Raw genomic sequence first — 20420 nt, forward strand, 5'->3', positions numbered from 1 at the left:
TGCGTTAGGGATAGAAGCGGAAATCCTTTTTTTGAGCTTTTTCTGCTCAAAAAAAGATTGGGAGCGGATAGCCCGACCGAAGGGAACGCCCAAAAAACAATCTTAGCTCTAAAAAGTTAGCCACTAATTAGACAAATTTGGACGAATTAAAATTTTTAATTAATCGAAAAAATCAATAAATTCATTTTTGCTAATTCGCAAAGATTTAAACAATAGTAATTCGTGAAAATTCGTGAGATTCGTGGCAAACAAACTGTTTTAACAGATTAACGAATTAAAACCCAACACTGCAAAGTTTTATTTATCTTTGCGCCTTTATACTCAATTATATGATACAATCTATGACAGGGTTTGGCAAAGCTTCTTTGCAATTGCCTACAAAAAAAATTACCGTCGAAGTAAAATCCTTAAATAGTAAAGGTTTAGATTTAAACGTAAGAATGCCGTCGCTTTATCGCGAAATGGAACTAGGTTTAAGAACTCAGATTTCTACCAAACTTGAAAGAGGAAAAATTGATTTTGCAATTTATATCGAAAGTACTGCTGAACAAACTTCGACAAAAGTAAACGTTCCTGTTGTTAAAAATTATATTGCTCAGTTAAGAGAAGTATATCCTGCCGCAGATGAAACTGAATTAATGAAAATGGCGATTCGTATGCCGGACACCTTAAAAACCGAGCGCGAAGAAATCGACGAAAACGACTGGGAACAAATTCAGGTTATTATTGAAGAAGCGCTGCAAAATATCCTGACTTTTAGAAAAGACGAAGGTGAATCTCTTGAAAAAGAATTCAACCTTAGAATTGGAAATATTCGTCAATATATGACAGATGCTTTAGAACTTGATCCGGAACGCGTTCAGGCAATAAAAGACCGTTTGCAAACTGCAATCTCAGAATTGAAAGTTAATGTAGATGAAAATCGTTTTGAACAGGAATTGATCTATTATCTTGAAAAATTGGATATTACCGAAGAAAAAGTTCGTTTAACCAATCACTTAGATTACTTCTTAGAAACTATAAAAGGTAAAGAAGCAAATGGTAGAAAATTAGGCTTTATTACTCAGGAAATGGGTCGTGAGATTAATACAATGGGTTCAAAATCAAATCACGCTCAAATGCAAAAATTGGTTGTGATGATGAAAGATGAATTGGAAAAGATTAAAGAACAGGTTTTGAATGTGTTGTAAAAGCTGTAGGCTTTAAGCTATAGGCTATAAGCAAAAAACACAGCAAACTAAAGCTTAAAGCGTACAGCCTAAAGCTTAAAGCATAAATTAAAGCCTAAAGTATAAATAATGAACAAAGGAAAATTAATTGTTTTTTCAGCACCATCTGGATCAGGAAAAACAACTATAGTAAAACATTTACTTGGGAAAGGGGATTTAAATTTAGAATTTTCGATCTCAGCGGCTTCACGCGACCCTCGCGGAGAAGAAGAACACGGAAAAGATTATTATTTTATTTCGCTGGAAGAATTCAAAAAACACATTAAAGCCGAAAATTTCCTGGAATGGGAAGAAGTCTATCGCGATAATTTTTACGGTACTTTAAAAGCGGAAATTGAGCGTATTTGGGCTTTAGGAAAAAATGTGATTTTTGATATTGATGTTGCCGGCGGATTGCGTATTAAACACAAATTTCCGGAACAAACCTTAGCCGTTTTTGTAAAACCACCAAGTGTTGACGAATTAAAACGCCGATTAAAAGAGCGTTCTACCGAAAGTGACGACAAAATCAACATGCGTATTGCAAAAGCTTCGGTTGAATTGGCTACGGCGCCACAATTTGATACAATCATTAAAAATTACGATTTAGATACAGCTAAAGAAGAAGCTTATCAGTTAGTGAAAGCTTTTGTTTCCAAATAGTAATTAGTCGTTAGTTGTTAGTCCTTAGTCTGTGAGGAAATTAAATTAAGATTAACATGAGTGGTATTAAATCGTACAAAGAGTTATTCATTTGGCAAAAAGGAATCAAAATAGTTGTTCTGGTTTATAAACTCACAAAGAGCTTTCCTAAAGAAGAAATTTACGCCTTAACAAGTCAATTAAAAAGGGCGAGCGTATCCATTCCTTCAAATATAGCAGAAGGTTTTGGACGCCAAACCGATAAATCATTCAATCACTTTTTGAATATTTCCAGAGGTTCTTTGAATGAGATAGAAACACAATTAATTATTGCAAAAGAATTAGAATTTATTTCTGATGATAATCTATTTAACGAGATTATGTTTTTGATTGAAGAAGAAAGCAAAATGATAAATGCTTTTTCTAAAAATCTTAAAGACTAAGAACTAAGGACTAATAACTAAGTACTCTAAAAATGAAAATAGGTCTTTATTTCGGAACATATAATCCCATTCATGTTGGTCATATGATTATTGCCAATCACATGGCTGAGTTTGCCGATTTAGATCAGATTTGGATGGTGGTTACGCCTCATAATCCGTTAAAAAAGAAAGCTACTTTATTAGACGATCATCAGCGCTTGCAAATGGTTTTTCTGGCGACAAAAGATTATCCAAAAATTAAACCTTCGGATATTGAGTTTAAATTACCTCAACCGAATTATACGGTAAATACGTTGGTTCATTTACAGGAAAAATATCCAACTCATGAATTTTCATTAATTATGGGCGAAGACAACCTGAAAACGCTTCATAAATGGAAAAACTATGAAGTGATTCTGGAACATTATGATATTTATGTTTATCCGAGAATTTCTGAAGAACCTGAAAATACTGAACTAAAATCACATCCAAAAGTGCATGTTATTGATGCGCCAATTGTGGAGATTTCTTCTACTTTTATTCGAAACAGCATTAAAGAAGGGAAAAATATTCAGCCGCTTTTACCGCCAAAAGTTTGGGAATATATAGATCATAATAATTTTTATAAGAAGTAAAAAAAGCCGTCTGGAAATAATAGACTGCACCCAAAAGTTTAGACAAATTTATAATTAAGTTTGATAATAATGAGCTCGATATTTTATCGGGCTCATTTTGTTTAAATTTGATTTAATTCTTTCGTTATTATAATAGATTATATATCTATTAATTTCTTTTTTTAATTGTTCTATTGATTTGAATTTTTGAGTATAAAACATTTCAGATTTTAATATTCCAAAGAAGTTTTCAATAATTGCATTATCCAAACAGTTTCCTTTTCTTGACATACTTTGTTTGATTCCTTTTTGTTCTAATAAATGTTGGTAATGTTTCATTTGGTATTGCCAGCCTTGGTCAGAATGAAGTATTAAATTTGTATTGTTTGGTATTTTTCTAAAGGCTTTTCTCAGCATCATAACCACTTGATTGAACACTGGTCTCTCCGTAACTTCATAGCTGATTATTTCTTGATTAAACAAGTCAATTATTGGTGATAAATATAATTTGTTTCCCCCTACGTTGAACTCTGTTATATCGGTTGCCCATTTTTGATTTGGGGCTTGTGCCCTAAAATTTCGTTCCAGTATATTTGGAGCTATTTTACCATTTTCACCTTTGTAAGATTTATATTTTTTTACTCTAATAACACTTTTCAGCCCTAATAGATTCATTAATCTGAGAACTGTTTTTATGATTGATAAGCACCCCTCTGTTTTGCAGTTCATCGGTTATCCTTCTATAGCCATAGCATCCTTTATGCTTTTGATAAATGGCTTTAATCAGTTCTTTAGTTTCTTTATATTTATCAGGTGATTTACTTTGTTTTTGATGATAATAAAAACTGCTGCGCGCCATATTTGCTAGGTCCAGAAGTAATTCCAAACCAAATTTATGCCTTAATTCGTTTATGGCTTTGGATTTTTCCTGGCTTGAATTAAGGCTTGAAGCTTTTTTAGCAATTCATTCTCACAGCGAAGTCTTTCGTTTTCTTTTAGCAGTTCTTGCTCTCTTGTAAGGAGTTTGTCTGATTTACGTTTTTTGCCTTTATTATCACTCATCGATATGGGTCTGCCTCTTTGTTTTGGTTGTAATGCTGCTAGCCCAAAGTTAGCAAAATCTTTTTTCCATTTTAAAATTATGGACATATTGGGAATATTAAATCTTATGCCAGCCTGCATCAAGGAAAGAGATTCTTTTTGTATGCTATTGAGTACTTTTAGTTTAAATTCGGCTGAATAGCTTTGATTAATTCGTGGCAATAAACCAATTTTACCATATGCCTTATAAAAACTGACCCACTTACGAATATTCCATCTTGCAGTCTGTTTTAATTTTGAAACATATCCATCTGAATAATGCTTCTTTAAAACCAATTCTACACATTCTAACTTAAATGCATAGTCATACTTTACTTTTCTTTCCATAAAAAATGCCCCAAATAGTATCTAACTTTTTGGGGCATGTTCATAATCAGACAGCTTTTTTTTTATCTCTCGCAATCTTGTCATTTCGACGTAAGGAGAAATCTCCGCAAGTAACTCCGTAACGAGAATCAATCTTTGTCGAGCTTCTCGCGAAGATTCCTCGTGCCCCGGAATGACAATGTTGGGGTTACTGTGCGCTCAAGGGATTAAAATCCCTTGCTACAAAATAAATCATTCCTTTGGAATTTCATAAAGAGTTCCGGAGGAACGGATTATATTGTAGCGATGGATTTCAATCCATTCTACACATGCAAAATCGCCAATCTTTGTAGAGTTACTTGCGAAGATTTCTCGTCCCTCGAAATGACAAACTGGCGTACAAAAAAAGCCTGAATTATAAAATTCAGGCTTTCGTTTTTAATATTAAATTATTTATGAATAGCTCCAGCGGAGCTTAATATTTATAGCTAACAATAAGCGTTTGTTCCAGAGCTCCATGGGAGCGATATTCTGACCTCCAAGTATATCACCCTGATGGGGTTTACTTCTCGCAATCTCTAAAATCCTATAAATATGTCGTCCCTTTGGGACTATTCTAAATCATAATTAAACTTTTTTATGCTTCAACATTAACGGCACTTTTTACTCTCGCTCTAACATCACTCAAAGACTGATCAACCAAAAGTTTTCCATCTCTAAAAACCTCTTTCAATTCGCCCTGTTTTTCTTCTTCCCAGGAAACATTATCGGTTAATTGGTACACACCATCAACTAAATCAATTTTCATTAATCCTTTAGCCGATTTTTTAGTTCCGTCATCAGTAATTGGATCTTTGAAGATAGCTCTTCCCTCTCCGTCTACTTCACCGTAAGTTGCTTTCATGGCAAATCCGAAAGTATCTCTGGTATTGTATTGATAAGTAAAAGAACCGATTCCTAAAACAACGTTTGTAGAAGCAAAACCTTTTTCTTTTAATCTTTCTGCAATTTGTGTTGCTCTTGCAACCGTGATACTATCGCCGTAAATAGCGCCAATTTGCGGAATAAGCTCTTTATATCCTTTTGCATTGGTTGTTCCTCCAAAAACATCCCAAAGAAGCTCAATTACGCCTTTTTTCTCTTGTTCTGTTTTTCCGTTTGGATTTCCGCAGATAATATCAACCGGATCGCCACTATCTGGTCGAATCACTACTTTACCTTCTCTCGCAACAATATCTTCTTTCAAACGAGGTAAATAATCCGTTAGCACTTTCCATAAATCCCAAGTATCAGAAACGATAGAAACAATTCCTTTTGGATAAACTTCTGTAATTAATCTTTTGAAAGTTTCGCACTCGCCTTCAGTAGTTCCCATACACATTACAGAATGCTCTGTTGCAGCCACTGAACCTGCGATTAACTCTTTATCTGAATTGGCATTGTAATAATCTTCGAAGAAATCAATTACCGGAATAGTATCAGATCCTGTAAAACTCAATAAATGTCCGGCAGCAGAAGTTATCGCCGCTTCGATTCCGCCCATACCTCTCATAGAGAAATCATGTGCCTGCCAATCTACAAATTCAGGAACAGATGAAGTTTCATCAGCGTATTTGTCTAATACTTTTCTGTATTCTTTGGCAATTGTAGCAGAGTTACAAGGAAGCCAGATTACCGCAGAAAGTAACGTTTCGAAATAATTCGTCAGCCAGAAAAATTCCGGAATCGTATTGTACATCGTAAACATTGGCACTCTCAAAGGTACACTTGCTCCTTCCGGCAAGGCTTTAAAAACCATCGGAATATATCCTAAATCGTGTAAATCTTCGATATGTTTTGTTCCAACCTGGTTTTCGCCCAAATAATTATTGATTCTTCGTGCGTATTTTTTCACTACTTCTTCTTTTGGCTGTTTGAAAAAATCAGCATCAAAATCGTGAATAATATATTTTTTAATGAAATATTGTAATCCAAAAAACACCACCTCATCAAGACCTTCAATTCTTGATTTTCTTGGTGTCCAGTTAGAATATACTAATGTTGTTTTGTCCGGGTATTGTCTTCTGTGGTCAACTTTGTAACCATCTGTTAATAATAGTGGGTTCATATATTTTAGTTATTTAAATTCTCGTAAATTTTGGGTTTCACAGAGATTCACAAAGTTTATCACAGAGACTCGCCAAGTTTTAATTTCTTTGTGCTGTTTGTGTTTTTCTTCGTGTGTCTTTGTGTAATATTTAAGCTTTATTTCTTCCTTTTTCGTTTGGGTAAAATGATTGTACTACATCGCTTTGCCAAAATACTTTTGCTTCTGTATCAATACAACTTAATTTTCCATAAAAACCTGCGCCTGTATCAATATTCCAGACATTACAGCCTTGCATTGGAATCTCAATATTATAATGAAGTGTTGGCGTATGGCCAATGTAAATTTCATTATAAAGCAACAATCTTTTAGGATAGGATAGCGAATCTTTTTGAATTCTCTTATCCATCGTTAAAGCCATTTCCCAAAGTGTCCTGTCCCACGAAAAATTGCTTGCATAATGTTCTTTTTCCGGACCGTGCATGGATGAAAAACCAGCGTGAATAAACAAATTATTATGCTCATCTACAAAATAATCTTTCATATTTGCAAAAAATTCAAGATGTTTCTCTTTTTCCAAAGAATCAATGCTCTGATAACTTTCGATGGTTGATTTTCCTCCATGCAGATACCAAATATCATTTATAACATCTTTGTTCAACCATTCATGGCACCAAACATCATGATTTCCGCGTATAAAAATGCATTCTTGTTTTTGAGATAAGTCGATCAAAAAACCAACAACTTGTGCTGATTCACTCCAGCCATCTACATAATCTCCAAGAAAAATAAGTCTGTCATTTTCTTTAACGGCAACTTTGTCAAGTAATTGAATTAAAGCTTTTAAACCACCGTGAATATCGCCAAAGACTAATGTTCTCATTATATTTATTTATGAAGTAGTGTTTTTTGTTACTTAATAATCCCAGATTAGTCCTTTTTCGTTTAGTCTATATTGGTACTTTTGGGTATCGCCGAAAGTTTTATATTCTCTGTAATTTCTATTTATAATTTCATCATAAGCCAAAAACATTTGATTAGAAGCTATATGAAAAGGCATTCTTCCGCATCCAGTACATAAACCCGGAATTGTTACTGTTTCTATTTTAGGATTATTTATACAAGCTATCAAAATTGCTTTCATAGCCAGAAAGGCATTTACTGAAGTTGCAATATTAAAGCTCATCGGAACTCGCATAGTTGGAGCTGAAATTAAAAAAGGAACTTCACTATCTCCTGTTTCTAATGTGATTGATCTTCCAATTAAGAGTTCTCTTTCATCAAGTTCAGCAATTTTCACTTGTAGTTCATCCTGCAAATGCCATCCAAATCTTTCTGACAAATGCCAATCTAATCCGCCGTCCATGAATCCAAATGAATTTGCTGGACTTACAACTGCGTCAGATTTTATTTTTGTAATATCCCCTTTTATTATACTGAGATTCTCACATTCTGAAAAATCATTTCTCCATGAGTTTCCAAGTTCATCTTCTAAGTAAACCAATTTTATATGCAGCATATTTTTGAATTAAAATTGAATGTATTTCGCCGGAACTTCATCTGTTAACCAAACATTATTTTCAGACAAATAAAATTTAAAACCATCCCGATGCATTTCGCCGCTTCTAACGGTCAAAATTTGAGCAACTCCTCTTCTACTTCCTACTTTAATGGCTGTTTCACGATCTTTAGAAAGATGTACATGCTGACGGCTCATTTTTTGTAAACCTTCTTTTTTAATGCTTTCCAAAAACTTAGCAACTGTTCCGTGATATAAATATTCTGAAGGCTCTGTTTCGTTTAAATCTAATTCAACCGAAATCGAATGTCCCTGACTTGCTCTTATTTTCGTTTTATCTTCATTAAAAGCAAAACGCTTTTTATCGTTATTTACTACTACATAATCCAGAAGTTCTGAATTTAATGTTTTTCCTTTCTTATTACATTTTGTAATCAACTCCTCAACATCTGCCCAACCGTTTTCGTCTAATTTTAATCCAATCTTTTCTGGTGAGTGTCTAAGTATCAAACTCAGGAACTTACTCACATCTTTTGTTATTTTCTCATTCATTATTATTATATTTTTTTCTAGAAGTCATATACAACGACTTAAACATCATTATTTGAAAGTGTTTTGAGAATAATAGGTTCTATCATCTCCCACTTTCCGCCTGCTAAACCACAGCCAATTCTTGGCATATGAATGCTGGCATTATTTTCTTTTGCAAACAAAGACACTTCTTTCAAGCCATCTTCTATAGCATTATATCGTATTGGAGCATTTCCATTTTCATCTTTATTGATTTTATGCTGACCAATTAAATTTGCTACCCAAAGATCTTCTTCTACCTGAACAAACTGAACTTTACCCAATTCAAAACCATCTTTAGATTTAAACCATTCTCTATATTGATTTTCCGGTTTTTTCCATCTTTTTGAAATCGCCATAACAAATCCTTTTCCCCAACCTCCAATATCATTACAGATATGCACAATGATTTTATTATCTTCTGATTGAGGAGCCGTTGCGTCTCCTTTTGTATATTGAATATCTTTCATTTTTCTAAACTTATTCTAATTCATCCCTAACTTCCATCAAAGCAAAACCCAGCAAATTCAAGCCTTTCCACTTCTTCGGAGTCAAAACATCTTTGTGATCACCAGCCATCCCGATTCCCCAAATCGCATCTACAGGACTTGCTTCTACTATTACTCTGTCTTTTGTATTGAGTAAAAAAGTTTTTAACTCCGGATTTTGACTGAATTTATGGTGATTCCCTTCTTTCACAATGTCAAATCTGGCGGCTAACCAAAGCGTTTCATTATAATTCTTTACTTCGCGACCTAACTTTTTGGCTTCGGCAGGAGAATTGGCTTTAATGATTTTTTCTAAAACTACATTGTCCTTAAACAATTCGGCTTTTTTGGCCATCATCCAATGTTCTGCAGTTTTGTAGATCACTTTATCGACTTCGAAAGAACTTAACCACCATTGACTAAAACAGGTTTTCGAAATACTTCCGTCTTTATTGGGCTGATGTCCCCAGAAAAACAAAAACTTACTTTCTGCGGCTGTATTTTCTATAGTATATTTCATTTTTTCTATTTATTGAAACAAAGAAGTTATCTGTTTAAAATCTTTAGAATCAGGTGAAAATGATCCGTAAATTTCCTTAAACTCTGTTGTTAAATGTTTAAACTCATAATCTTGTTCTAGCTGATCCATGCAGGTTACAACCAAATTTCTTTTTGCATTAAAACTGTAAGCTGCATCCAACTTTAAACTGTAATTTAAAAGCTCATAATCTAAATCGCCTGTTCGAAATTCTCTTTGAAAATCATTGTAAACACAGGTTTCTTCTTCGTTATTTTTTAATTTTAACTCTCTTTCATTTGCCATCCAGCCGCTTCCATGTCGGGTTGAATAACTTCTGGTAACATAATAAACCTCAACATCTTCGATTTTTAATTTCTGGCAGATTTCAGATGCATTTTTTGAAGTTGTATTCGCATAAGTTACATTCGGAAAAACACCGTGATCCATGTCGAGTAAAATTCCCTGGCTTCCTTCAAAAATCAGGTTCTCATACTTTTCTAAAAAACTGTAATCACTGATATTCCATTTTATTTTATCGATGATTTCCAGATAATAATCTACTTCTGCATCGATTTCACTTTCATTTAAAAAACCGTAGTAATAAGCGATTTTTTGCAATTTCTCCAAGAGCATTTGTCTTGGCGCGATCAAATCTATGGCGTACAATTTGTACTGACCTTCGTTACGTTTCATTGTGGCCCCAACACCTTTTCCGCAAGTTCCGTGATCCAGATTTCTTACGTTGTTTCGGTTTTGCCAAACATCAAACGGAGTTGTTATTTTCGCTAACGGATGAATATGTAGTTCCACATTTCCGCCTTTTTCATCGAGTTCTTCTTTTTCATTAAATAAAAAAACGGGGTGAATCGTGCAATGTTCGCTATAATAAGAAGGCAAACCGCGAAGTGCTCCGCTGGCAAAACTCGAATGAACGTGCTTTTTGTCGTCAATCATTACAGTATGTGCCGCTTGTTGTCCGCCTGAAAACCGAATAACTATAGATTCAGGATTTTGCTTCGCCAGAAAATCTGTTGTAATTCCTTTCCCTTCATCACCAAATCCTAAACCTATAACTATTTGAGCTGTTTTCATTTTAATATTTTTTTAAACACATAGAAACATAGCTTTACAGAACCTAAAAAGGCGTTCCACTTATAATAAATCGCATAGCATTATGTGAAATGCGTTTTCAAATTTTTAATTTTTAATTAAAAAACTAAAGCATTTCTATATTATCTAATCCGTCAAGCGGAATTGTTCCTAAACCTAAACCAGAATTTTTATGTTTATCACAAATGATTTTCTTGATTACATTCGGGATTTCCTTGTGATCTTCAATAGACAAACAGTTTTCTCCCAATAATTCTTTCCAGGCCACATTTGCTCTTACCGCCTGATCAGAATGTAAAACGCTGATATGATACACTTCGTAGCGTTTTTGAGCTTCTTTTAATAATTCGACAGAAGTATACGTTTGCTGTCCAGAACCCATAATTTCTTTTATGGCAGATGCCGGAAGTGTTGGTAAATTTGGTTCGTCACCAACGGTAAACAACAATCCTTTTTGACCTCTTTTTTCGAAAGCATCGGTTTTGGTATGAAAAGCGGCAAAATACCACGCCAAAAGATAACTTTCTCCAGCGTTTCCTCCGCCTCCACCTTCGATATACGTTCTCGTTAACCACATATCCAATTCTTCATCTCCAGATTCAAATTGTCCAACCTGAAGCGGAAATCTGTCGCATTCGTGATCTCCAATTCCTAAAAATAAAAGTGCCGGATCCGGAACTCCTCCCTGAATAATTCCGCCCATTAATTTCGGAAGTCCATCCTTAATCAATTCATGCGGAATATGCCCCATACTTCCCGTAACATCCAGTCCTAAAATAATTGGAACTGTATTTGGGTGAACTTCTGAATCTCTGGCTTCTCTAAACGTAATGCCGTTCGGATTCATAGATTCATGTGCCATATGCAATGAATTTTGCGTAAAAATTTCACTTGCTGATTTTTTTCCGTAACCTGCTGCTTCGGCTCTGCTCAAACGAGCGCCTAAATCGTATCTTGTACCTCCCATGATTAAAATGTTTTACCAAATAAATATTCAAATCTCTTTTTTGTCACTTCAAACTGAATATTTAAATTTCTGATTGTTAATGATAATTCCATATCTTTTTGTACAAACGCTTCCGGTTGAAAGTCGGCAAAAGTCAAACTATTCTTGTCAAGCGGACTAATATCGATAAGGCCTTCCTGCTCTCTTTCGAGTCTTTTTATTTTTAATTCGATGTCTTCAACTCGACGTCTGTAAATTAATTCAGAATCTTCACCAATGGTTTTGGCTCTGTCTTCTCTAATCTGATCATTGTTTCTTTTTAAAGACTCAATAAATCTTGGTTTTAAATCATCGCTCATAATTTCTAGTTGTTTGGTTATAGTTTTTTTGCTTGGGGTTTTCTTTGTTTCAGGTTTCAAGTTTCAAGTTGCTTTGGATAACTTGAAACCTGAAACATATTTACATAGTTAATTTAACTACTGTTACACTTTCGCCTTCGAAGTCTTTTACTGAATTCGTTGTAAATATTTTGTCGAAACAATCTAAAACTTCAAATCCTTTATTAAAGATTCCGTGGCTTACGGCTAAGTATAATTTTCCGGCATTTTTCTTTTTTAATTCTTCGGCTAAGCCAACAAAAGTTCCGCCGCCGTCGCAAATGTCATCAACAATTAAACAATCAATTCCGTTTAAGTCATCTTCGTATACTTTAAAACCAGATAATTTTCCGGTTTTTACATCGCGGCTTTTACTGCATTCTACAACATCAACTCCGCCTAAAAACTCAGACACTTTGTAGATTTTTTTAAGAGCACCACCATCCGGAGAAATTAATTTTACGTTTTCTCCAATTATATTTAAAACTTCTTTGATGAAAGTATGATTCGGAATCACTTCACAATTGTTTACCAATGCCGGAGTGACCTCAGAATGCGCATCAAAAACAAAAACTTTATTCAGTTGAAGTCCGTTGATGATATCTGCATACACTTTTACAGAAAGAGATTCTCCTTTTATCATAACACGATCTTGTCTTGCAGCCGGAAAATACGGAATAAACAAATCGATAACTTTAACATCCATTCTACGCAAAGCATCTACAGTAATACACAATAAACCCAAATCGTTGAATGAATTTAATCGGTGTGTAATTGTTACTTTCTGATTATGATCAAAATCCGGATTGATTTTAATATGTGGTTCTCCTCCAGAAAATGTAAAACTTTGAAATTTGATTTCTTCCTGATTCGTTACAGGAGTGAATTTTGGGTCTAAATTTAGTATCATGGTTTTTTAGTTTGCGTTAATTATACGCAAATATAGATTTAATTATTTAATAAACAATTTTATTTTGTGTAAAATTTACGCAAACATGCTTTTTTTATTCTTTAGCTACAGATTTTCAACGATTAAGATTATTTTTTTTCACCATTAAGATATTAAGTTTCATTAAGCAGTATACTTAATTTTCTTAATATCTTAATGGTGAAAAATTTTACACTTTTATGTTAGTTATCGTCAGCAGCTTCTTTAAAATATTCTTTGGCTACTTTTTGAGCAATTAGTTTTCGTTTTTCTTTTAAGGCTTTATCTTCGCTGTCAAAGGCTTTTACCATTTTTTGGCCTTTGGTTCCTACTCTGCCGTATTGAACAATTATCGTATTACCTTCTGTACAAATTTCCCAAAACTTATTACTTCCGTTTGAGGTATTCAGGTATCTTTCAAAATTAGTATTCGCGTTAGTTGCCGTTTCAGAATTATTTTCTGAGACGTTGTTTTCGATTTCGATAGTCGTTTCTTCCATTTCAACATCATCAAAAAACGACTGATTGTGCAACGCTGCCCCAATCATTTTTAAAACTCTTGGTTTGTTTTCAATCCAGTCTTTCGAATAAATCTGGCAAACCGTCCAACCGTTGGCTTTTAGAATTTCCGGCCTTAAAAGATATTGTTCCAGAATATCGTTATTCGCATAATGAAGATCATCGTCAATCATAATTCCCAAAACAAATTCTTCGTCTTCCACCGCTTTCTTGATTCCTAAATGGCATTTAAATTTACTTTGTCCAATATTTTGCGTGGCGAAGTAGCCCATTTTCTCTACTTCTGCCTGAATTTGATTGGCGATTAAACTCGAAGTTTCAATTTTGTTTTTACTGTTTATCGAATTCAAAACATTATTTGCCGCTTCCAATTGTCCCAAACTAATCAGTTCCGCATATTGAAGGTATTTTCTAAAGTAATTTGCGCCTTCGTTGTATTCGTTTTTAATGTCTGTGTATTTTATAGAACTGACGACGCACATACTTTTCTTGGCCCTGGAGAAAATTACATTCAAGCGTTTTTCACCGCCACGTTTGTTAATTGGTCCAAAATTCATCAGCATTTTCCCCGTTGGGTTATAACCGTAACACGTACTCATAATAATAATGTCGCGTTCGTCTCCCTGCACATTTTCGAGGTTTTTCACAAAAAGTCCAACAAACTGGTTGTTTTCGATACGCTTGTATTCTTCTTCAATCAGGTTTTCAAAAACTTTATCATCAATACAAATATTTTCGATCGCCGTTTCGATTTCGTTTTGCTGTTCCATCGAAAAAGCAACAATCCCAATACTTTGCTCTTTATTCTGAATTAAAAGTTCGCGAACCATATTGGCAATATATTGCGCTTCCAAAGTATTCGAACGGGCATTATAAATTCCTTTTTGAATATAATGATAGGATATTGGTTTAGAAAATAAGTGATCAAGATTGTTTTTCGCCTCTTTTACATCATTCACAACAATCGCTTCGCCCACTTTGCTGTGATCTTTTAAATCAGGAATCGTCAACAATTTACTATCGTAAAAGGAAGCATTCGAAAAACCAATCAAAGCTTCGTGTTTACTACGGTAATGCCAGCCCAACATAATCGACGGAAATTTGCGTGCGCCCTGTGTCAGGAAACTATCGGCATCTAAAGAGAAATAATCATCATCATCCTCTGTGGCGTCCTTCCATAAATCGTCCTGGTTTCCGGAGGAACTTCCGAAGAAATTACTTGGCGGCATTTGCATTTCATCTCCAACAATAATGGTTTGTTTGGCTCGGTAAATGGGCACCAATCCTTCTTCGAGCGTAATCTGACTCGCTTCGTCAAAAATGACAACATCAAAATAGTTTTCATCAACCGGTAAAGTATCTGAAACGCTCAACGGACTCATTAACCAAACGGGTTTTATTTCGCGGATAATCTGTCCCGAATCTGAAGACGCTAATTCGCGAATCGATTTAAATCGGATGCTTTTGCTGAATTCATTTTCCAGAATTTTTCTTCCTTCGGTAATCGATCTTTTACTTTCTTTTTGTTCCGATGTCATTCCGGAAACCGACATTTCAGACGTTAAAATCAGTTCTTTTAAATTGCTGACTTGTTTTGCAATAATGTATTTTCCGTTTAGTTCTAATAAATCGGCATACATTCTTTTTACTTTTTCGATAGAAGTATGCAGCAAATCCATGTTGAATTTTTTATGCGTGTAATTAATCGCATAATATTTTTCCAGTGATCTTTCTGCCAAAGTAATTTTTAAATGATCGAGCGGAATTTTCGTTCCTTTCAATAATTGAATGACCGACGGATTTACATCTTGTATTTCATCAAAAAAAGAGGCGTACAAGTCAAAATAAGCTTTCTTGGTATTGATCGCTGTAATTTCGTTTTCAATAGCTGATAAACTTAAATTCTCATAGTTTTCGATACTGTCACACAAAGACGAATTTACTTTTAAAAACAGATTCTTAATTTCCGAAACTTCTTTTCTTTCTTCTGCATTCAGGTTTTTGGCAAACTCTAGAATCGTGGCGTCTAGTTCTTTTTTAAGTGTTTCTGTATGGTATTTTAATTCGAATAAATCACCTAAATTGTAATTACTTTCAAAATCGTTTTTTAAAGTATTAAATTTCTCTTCAAGCTCAAATTGCGCAATATAATTTTCTAAAACAACTGATAAACTTGGTTTTACAGCATGTTTATTAAGATCATAAACGGCAAGAATTTCGTTTTTTGTCTTCTTAAAATCAGAACTTATAAAATTAAAAAAGCTGTTTTCGTTTTTTCTGATGATTTCCAAAGCCGTTTTAGCTTCGGTTTCAGATATTGTATTTGTCCAATACGGATATTGTTTTGCCAGTTTTTCGATATCAGATCGTAACTTCAATAAAGTCTGAACATCTTTTTCCAACGATCTGAAAAGCGCACTGTTTGGTTCTAATAATTCGGCAACATTATTATCAAAATAAATAAAAGTCCCAATTGCTTTTCGAAGGAATTTATGAATCTCAAAAAACGTGTCTACTTTTGGCGGAATAGAAACAAAATCAAGTCGTTCTGAAATATTTTCTAATAATTCCTGACTGTTTTCTAAGTCCTTTTTTAAATCTGAAATATGCTGGTATTTACGAAACGCATCCATTTTTAAAAAGCGGAACGGATGCACAGAGAAAAACTCAGACTGATTGGTTTCCAGATTTATCGCAAATAATTTCTCGAATAATTCGTGGTTTTTGTTCCAGTCTTCTAATCCTGCCCTGTCGTCGAGCGTGTTTAAATTGTCTAATAATGCTTTGTGTGAATTCGAAATCAAAACATCAAAAATAGATTTGATAGTAAGATTGGTTTCAGAATCGATTCTGGCATTCATAAATTCATGAAAAATTGCTACTTTATTGATTTCAGCATCAATTTTCTCAACGAGTTTATTTCGCGTTTTTGCTATGGCTTCAAAATTATTTTTGGATGCTGTAAAGTCATTGAAAGTTTGTTTCAGATCAAAAATAAATTCTTTTTTATCTGCCTGCGAATCGTGAATTAAACAGCATAAATCATCTAATCCCTGATTTTTAAGTCGGTAAAAAACGACATCTAGTGCAGCACGTTTTTCGCAAACGAACAAAACTTTTTTATCATTTGCCACATAATTAGCAATTAAGTTGGCAATGGTTTGCGATTTTCCTGTTCCCGGCGGACCTTGTATAATATAGCTTTCTCCAGATTCTGAATATTTTACGGCATTGTTTTGCGTAGGATCGCTCGCCACAACATTAAACGTTTTGGTAAAACTATTTCCGGATTCCAGTTCATTTTTAAAATCTTTTTGTGCCAATGAATTAAACAAACTCTTGAAAACATTATTCTCAACGTCATTTTCAATGACCTGATTGTAATCGCGAACCAAAGACATTTTTTTATAATTAAAATTGCCTAAGATTAAATTACAAGTATCAAATTCCCAACGGAAAGGATTTACGTCGCCTTCATCAAGCTGATAAAATTCTCTTTCGATGGTTTTATTTTCATTAAAAAAATGCGGATTCTGTTTGATATCACTATTTATCAGATATTCTAAAGATGAAGCCTGTTTGAAAACATAATTCCGAAACAACTCTAAACCATACGGCTGATAATTTTCGGGTTTATAAGAATAATTCAGGCTTCGTTGATCCTGAATCGCTTCTCGTTTTTTGGAACGTTTATTAAACTGCGTCAGAATTTGTTTTGCCTGCGAATGAATCAGTTTTATCTTGGGTTTTTCAATATAATCCAGAACAATTCCCGAACTGTTTTTCTCGACTTGAATTCTTAATAATTCATAGATTTCTTCAATTTTAGTTTCAGAAAGCTGAATTCTTTCGGGCAAACGAATATCATATAAATCTTTTAGCATGTTGGCCAAAACAGGATTTATCTCGACTTCAGAATCCAGGAATTCCAATGTATAATCGTCTTTCACTCCTTTTTTCTTTGTTAGTGTAACCGATGCCAAAAGCAAAGGCGAAACTATTTTTTCTGAACTATCTTCTTTGGTATTGAACCAGTTCAGGTTGCACAAAACGAGTTTTAATTGACTAAATCCGTATTCGTTAATGTCTTTATTGGCTTCTAAACGAATTTTATCAAGCGTGGGAACGATATACGTATTGTCTTGAAATTCTAAATATTTATTGAGCGAAATGGTACTGGTGTTGCTGATTTTTTTGGAGATTTCAGCATTCCAGTAAAAAATAGCATTGGGATCGATATTCTCATAATTCAACGCTTGCGGAACGGATGAAACGGTAAGATTCAGGAATTTTAAATTCGGCTGAAAATACAAAAGTCGGTTTCGTTTGCTGTTATCAAATAATCGGTTTCGAAGTTTCTCGTGAATAAACTGATTTTTATTCTGAACTTTTGCGTCGATTAAATGTGATAAATCATATTCGGTTTCAGGATTATAATCTCTGTAATTCTGGAGTTTTTCTACAATTTCGTTTAAATCCTTCCAGCGATTTTCGCGATTCAATTCCGTCATTCCCAAAATAATATTGGCAATTGCAGGATTTATTTTGCTGTTCAGGAAGTACATTTTCTTGCGATATTCTACAAAACGTTTTACATCTTCAATATCTGTAAAATCAAACTGCAAAGCGATACTCGCCAGAATCATTCCCAAAACAAAAATATCTGTCAACGGATCATGATGGTCAAATTCAAACTCAAAACAACTGTAATCTTTTACATAAACCGGTTTTTTAGAATCTTCTAAATCATCTTCAGAAACACTTTTGTCACTGTATTCTCTTTTTACATTTTCTCCAATTTCGGTCGTATTAAAATGTTCGCCCGAAATTTCAAATGCTCTGCTTTTACTTTTAAAGAATGCCGAAATTACTTTCGAATTATCTTGTATTTCGAAAGCATTATCCAAAATATGAAAATGTTGATTTTCGATATAAATCGCCGAAATATCCTGCAGCGACGCCACTTTTCCCTGATTATGAATAGTTGCAACCGTTTTTAACAAAGGCATTATTATGGCAATAATATCATCGTTGGCAAATACTCCTTTTTGAAAGTTTTCGGTAATAAATTGATAAAAAGCGGATTCCTTTATTGGTGTAATCATCTTAATAAGTGTTTTCTAAGTCTGATTCTAAAATAGTATTTAAGGTAGAAGTGCAATTTTGGGCAAATGCTTTATAGGTTTTCTCGGTAAGATTCAGTTCTTTTTTGAGAATCGTTTTCATTTCATCTTCTAAACTTAATTGTTCCGAAATATCCAGAATATGCCCGATAAATGCTTCTTTCAAATCCGGATCGCACAACGCAAAATCGAGCATTACGTAAGCATAATATTCTTTTAGGTTTTTCTTGCTGTTTTCTATTTTCAGTTTGAAGGCATCGTCTATAAAAGCGTCTGTTTTTTTATCTGAATTGGAAAAATATTGTTTGTAAAGTGCGTTACAATATTCAGATTGCGTCCATTTTGGTTTTAAAATAATCGAGATTAATTCTTTTGTAATATCAAAAACCAGCTTTTTATTAAATAAATTGAGTTGATGCAAATCGGTTTTTCCGGAAATAATCTTTTCTACTTTCGAATAAAAATTGGCATTGTCATTTTCGAAAATTTCCAGAGATTTGGCTCTGATAAAATTCTCCGGATGTGTTTCTCCGTCAGAACCTTTTTCTATTCTTTCTAAAATTTCATTGGCTTGTTTCAGATAACTTTCTGCCGAAACTTTTTCTAAACCTGTATTTAATTTTACTAATGTCTGTATTGTAGTTTCCAGACTTCCGCTGACTTTTAAAGCACCTAAATCACAATATAATTCGGTATAAAGCTGATACAATCTTGCAGTTTCGTAATAAAACAATTCGCTGTTATTATCGCTTGCAATGGTATTGATAATTCTGTTGGTGATTTCAAAATCGCCATTTTCCATATTAAACAACAAAATATGCGACAATTCATGTCCGAACAAAACCAGTAATTCGTCTTCGTTTAGCAATTTTAATATCGTTCCCGATAAAATAATGTGGGCTTCGTTTTCAAAAAAAACAACTCCGGCATTATTATCCGTACTCTGCGATTGATAAATCGTAATCGGGACGATGATTCCTAATTTATCTTTTGCCTTGTTTAAAATTTCATAAACTTTCGATTCCGTTTCCGGATCTATTCGATAAGAGTTCTTTAATAAATCGGTTTTAAAGGCTTCTTGCTGTTCTGCTTTTACTTTTTCTTCAGAAAACCAAGACCAGGTTTTGTCTTGCTTTTTAAAATAATCTCTTAAATCAGAATGGAATGGAAATGGTTTGATCATTATATTTAGTTTAAGCAAATTTTATTTCAAAATGGAAGCCTCTTTCTATCAAATCATTATATTTCAATTTATTGAACTTAAATAATTTTGCCGGGCGACCGCTTTTTATGGGCGAAAATTTGTCTGTTTCTTCTAAAAATCCGTAACTCAATATTTTTTTTCTGAAGTTTCGTCGGTCAATTTCTTTTTCTAAAATCGTGCAATACAAATTTTCAAGATCCGAAAACAAGAATTCTTCGGGAAGTAAATCAAAACCAACAGGCTCGTAAGTAAGTTTGGCCTTTAATCTTGAAATCGCTTTTTTGATAATTAAATTATGGTCGAATGCCAAAGAAGGAATTTCGTCTATTTTGTACCATTGTACTTTATCGGCATCTGTATCTGCTTTAATTTCAAGATTTGAAGCATCAACCAAAGCATAATAAGCAACAGAAATAACACGATTTCTGGAATCCCTGAAAATATCATCTCCAAAGGTGTAAAGCTGTTCCATGAACTTTAATTCCACATTGGTTTCCTCATGCAACTCCCTGATTACAGCGTTGCTCAACGATTCCTCATTTTTTACCAAACCGCCCGGAAGCGCCCAGTATTTTTCGGCAGTACCAAATTTTTGTTCTATTAAAAGCACATATAAACTGTTGTTTTTATATCCAAAAACAATGGCATCAACTGCGATTCTAATATTTTGAAAATTTTCCATAATCCTAAATCATAATTAAACAAATATAACGAATGAGAGTCAATTTTATAATTTT

Annotated in this window: 17 protein-coding genes and 1 pseudogene; 4 read left to right on the plus strand and 14 right to left on the minus strand. The window is 33.7% G+C overall.

Features of this window, described 5'->3' with window-relative positions; all coding sequences use genetic code 11:
- Positions 1 to 329 precede the first annotated feature (329 nt).
- The 4 genes from RT99_RS01205 (at position 330) to nadD (ending at position 2907) form a co-directional block, all read left to right on the plus strand.
- Complete coding sequence (locus tag RT99_RS01205) at positions 330 to 1190, plus strand: YicC/YloC family endoribonuclease (RefSeq protein ID WP_042562914.1); 861 nt, start codon at positions 330 to 332, stop codon at positions 1188 to 1190.
- A gap of 108 nt (positions 1191 to 1298) precedes the next feature.
- Entirely contained in the window at positions 1299 to 1871 is a 573-nt protein-coding gene (gene gmk / locus RT99_RS01210) for a guanylate kinase (protein ID WP_042562915.1), read from the plus strand.
- 56 nt (positions 1872 to 1927) lie between these two features.
- The gene (locus RT99_RS01215; RefSeq protein ID WP_052483496.1) at positions 1928 to 2293 is read left to right on the plus strand and encodes a four helix bundle protein; all 366 of its coding nucleotides are present in this window, start codon (positions 1928 to 1930) and stop codon (positions 2291 to 2293) included.
- A 32-nt stretch (positions 2294 to 2325) separates the two neighbouring features.
- Positions 2326 to 2907 (plus strand): nicotinate (nicotinamide) nucleotide adenylyltransferase, encoded by a 582-nt coding sequence (gene nadD / locus RT99_RS01220; protein WP_042562916.1) that lies wholly within the window; start codon positions 2326 to 2328, stop codon positions 2905 to 2907.
- Positions 2908 to 2961: 54 nt separating this feature from the next.
- Here the strand turns inward: nadD and RT99_RS25885 are convergent.
- The 14 genes and pseudogenes from RT99_RS25885 to RT99_RS01300 all read right to left on the minus strand — a co-directional run bounded on the left by RT99_RS25885 (position 2962) and on the right by RT99_RS01300 (position 20365).
- Positions 2962 to 4314: pseudogene (locus tag RT99_RS25885) on the minus strand (IS3 family transposase).
- Positions 4315 to 4930: 616 nt separating this feature from the next.
- Positions 4931 to 6400 (minus strand): nicotinate phosphoribosyltransferase, encoded by a 1470-nt coding sequence (locus tag RT99_RS01240; RefSeq protein ID WP_042562918.1) that lies wholly within the window; start codon positions 6398 to 6400, stop codon positions 4931 to 4933.
- A gap of 130 nt (positions 6401 to 6530) precedes the next feature.
- Positions 6531 to 7265, minus strand: coding sequence for a metallophosphoesterase family protein (locus RT99_RS01245; RefSeq protein WP_042562919.1), 735 nt, complete (start codon positions 7263 to 7265; stop codon positions 6531 to 6533).
- 30 nt (positions 7266 to 7295) lie between these two features.
- A complete protein-coding gene (locus RT99_RS01250; protein WP_042562920.1) occupies positions 7296 to 7898 on the minus strand; it encodes a macro domain-containing protein in 603 nt (200 codons plus the stop codon).
- Between the two features lie 9 nt (positions 7899 to 7907).
- Entirely contained in the window at positions 7908 to 8450 is a 543-nt protein-coding gene (locus tag RT99_RS01255; RefSeq protein WP_042562921.1) for an RNA 2'-phosphotransferase, read from the minus strand.
- Positions 8451 to 8488: 38 nt separating this feature from the next.
- Complete coding sequence (locus RT99_RS01260; protein ID WP_042562922.1) at positions 8489 to 8938, minus strand: macro domain-containing protein; 450 nt, start codon at positions 8936 to 8938, stop codon at positions 8489 to 8491.
- 10 nt (positions 8939 to 8948) lie between these two features.
- Positions 8949 to 9476 (minus strand): NADAR family protein, encoded by a 528-nt coding sequence (locus RT99_RS01265; RefSeq protein ID WP_042562923.1) that lies wholly within the window; start codon positions 9474 to 9476, stop codon positions 8949 to 8951.
- 9 nt (positions 9477 to 9485) lie between these two features.
- A complete protein-coding gene (locus tag RT99_RS01270) occupies positions 9486 to 10568 on the minus strand; it encodes an adenylosuccinate synthetase (RefSeq protein WP_042562924.1) in 1083 nt (360 codons plus the stop codon).
- A 124-nt stretch (positions 10569 to 10692) separates the two neighbouring features.
- Entirely contained in the window at positions 10693 to 11553 is an 861-nt protein-coding gene (locus RT99_RS01275; RefSeq protein ID WP_042562925.1) for a hypothetical protein, read from the minus strand.
- A 2-nt stretch (positions 11554 to 11555) separates the two neighbouring features.
- Positions 11556 to 11891 (minus strand): hypothetical protein, encoded by a 336-nt coding sequence (locus RT99_RS01280; protein WP_031455095.1) that lies wholly within the window; start codon positions 11889 to 11891, stop codon positions 11556 to 11558.
- 100 nt (positions 11892 to 11991) lie between these two features.
- Positions 11992 to 12819: a ribose-phosphate diphosphokinase gene (gene prs / locus RT99_RS01285; protein WP_042562926.1), complete on the minus strand. Its 828-nt coding sequence runs from the start codon at positions 12817 to 12819 to the stop codon at positions 11992 to 11994.
- Between the two features lie 221 nt (positions 12820 to 13040).
- Positions 13041 to 18461 carry an AAA domain-containing protein gene (locus tag RT99_RS01290; protein ID WP_042562927.1) on the minus strand — a complete coding sequence of 1807 codons (5421 nt, stop codon included), beginning with the start codon at positions 18459 to 18461 and terminating at the stop codon, positions 13041 to 13043.
- A gap of 1 nt (position 18462) precedes the next feature.
- Positions 18463 to 19662 carry a M48 family metalloprotease gene (locus RT99_RS01295; RefSeq protein ID WP_052483498.1) on the minus strand — a complete coding sequence of 400 codons (1200 nt, stop codon included), beginning with the start codon at positions 19660 to 19662 and terminating at the stop codon, positions 18463 to 18465.
- 10 nt (positions 19663 to 19672) lie between these two features.
- Complete coding sequence (locus RT99_RS01300) at positions 19673 to 20365, minus strand: NUDIX domain-containing protein (RefSeq protein ID WP_042562928.1); 693 nt, start codon at positions 20363 to 20365, stop codon at positions 19673 to 19675.
- Positions 20366 to 20420 lie beyond the last annotated feature (55 nt).

The sequence above is a fragment of the Flavobacterium sp. MEB061 genome (genome assembly GCF_000834715.1).
GTDB lineage: Bacteria > Bacteroidota > Bacteroidia > Flavobacteriales > Flavobacteriaceae > Flavobacterium > Flavobacterium pectinovorum.

Bases quoted from the DNA above. Each gene is read 5' to 3' on its own strand.
- RT99_RS01205 (WP_042562914.1), top strand. From the start codon at position 330: ATGATACAATCTATGACAGGGTTTGGCAAAGCTTCTTTGCAATTGCCT.
- gmk (WP_042562915.1), top strand. From the start codon at position 1,299: ATGAACAAAGGAAAATTAATTGTTTTTTCAGCACCATCTGGATCAGGA.
- RT99_RS01215 (WP_052483496.1), top strand. From the start codon at position 1,928: ATGAGTGGTATTAAATCGTACAAAGAGTTATTCATTTGGCAAAAAGGA.
- nadD (WP_042562916.1), top strand. From the start codon at position 2,326: ATGAAAATAGGTCTTTATTTCGGAACATATAATCCCATTCATGTTGGT.
- RT99_RS01240 (WP_042562918.1), bottom strand. From the start codon at position 6,400: ATGAACCCACTATTATTAACAGATGGTTACAAAGTTGACCACAGAAGA.
- RT99_RS01250 (WP_042562920.1), bottom strand. From the start codon at position 7,898: ATGCTGCATATAAAATTGGTTTACTTAGAAGATGAACTTGGAAACTCA.
- RT99_RS01255 (WP_042562921.1), bottom strand. From the start codon at position 8,450: ATGAATGAGAAAATAACAAAAGATGTGAGTAAGTTCCTGAGTTTGATA.
- RT99_RS01260 (WP_042562922.1), bottom strand. From the start codon at position 8,938: ATGAAAGATATTCAATATACAAAAGGAGACGCAACGGCTCCTCAATCA.
- RT99_RS01265 (WP_042562923.1), bottom strand. From the start codon at position 9,476: ATGAAATATACTATAGAAAATACAGCCGCAGAAAGTAAGTTTTTGTTT.
- RT99_RS01270 (WP_042562924.1), bottom strand. From the start codon at position 10,568: ATGAAAACAGCTCAAATAGTTATAGGTTTAGGATTTGGTGATGAAGGG.
- RT99_RS01275 (WP_042562925.1), bottom strand. From the start codon at position 11,553: ATGGGAGGTACAAGATACGATTTAGGCGCTCGTTTGAGCAGAGCCGAA.
- RT99_RS01280 (WP_031455095.1), bottom strand. From the start codon at position 11,891: ATGAGCGATGATTTAAAACCAAGATTTATTGAGTCTTTAAAAAGAAAC.
- prs (WP_042562926.1), bottom strand. From the start codon at position 12,819: ATGATACTAAATTTAGACCCAAAATTCACTCCTGTAACGAATCAGGAA.
- RT99_RS01290 (WP_042562927.1), bottom strand. From the start codon at position 18,461: ATGATTACACCAATAAAGGAATCCGCTTTTTATCAATTTATTACCGAA.
- RT99_RS01295 (WP_052483498.1), bottom strand. From the start codon at position 19,662: ATGATCAAACCATTTCCATTCCATTCTGATTTAAGAGATTATTTTAAA.
- RT99_RS01300 (WP_042562928.1), bottom strand. From the start codon at position 20,365: ATGGAAAATTTTCAAAATATTAGAATCGCAGTTGATGCCATTGTTTTT.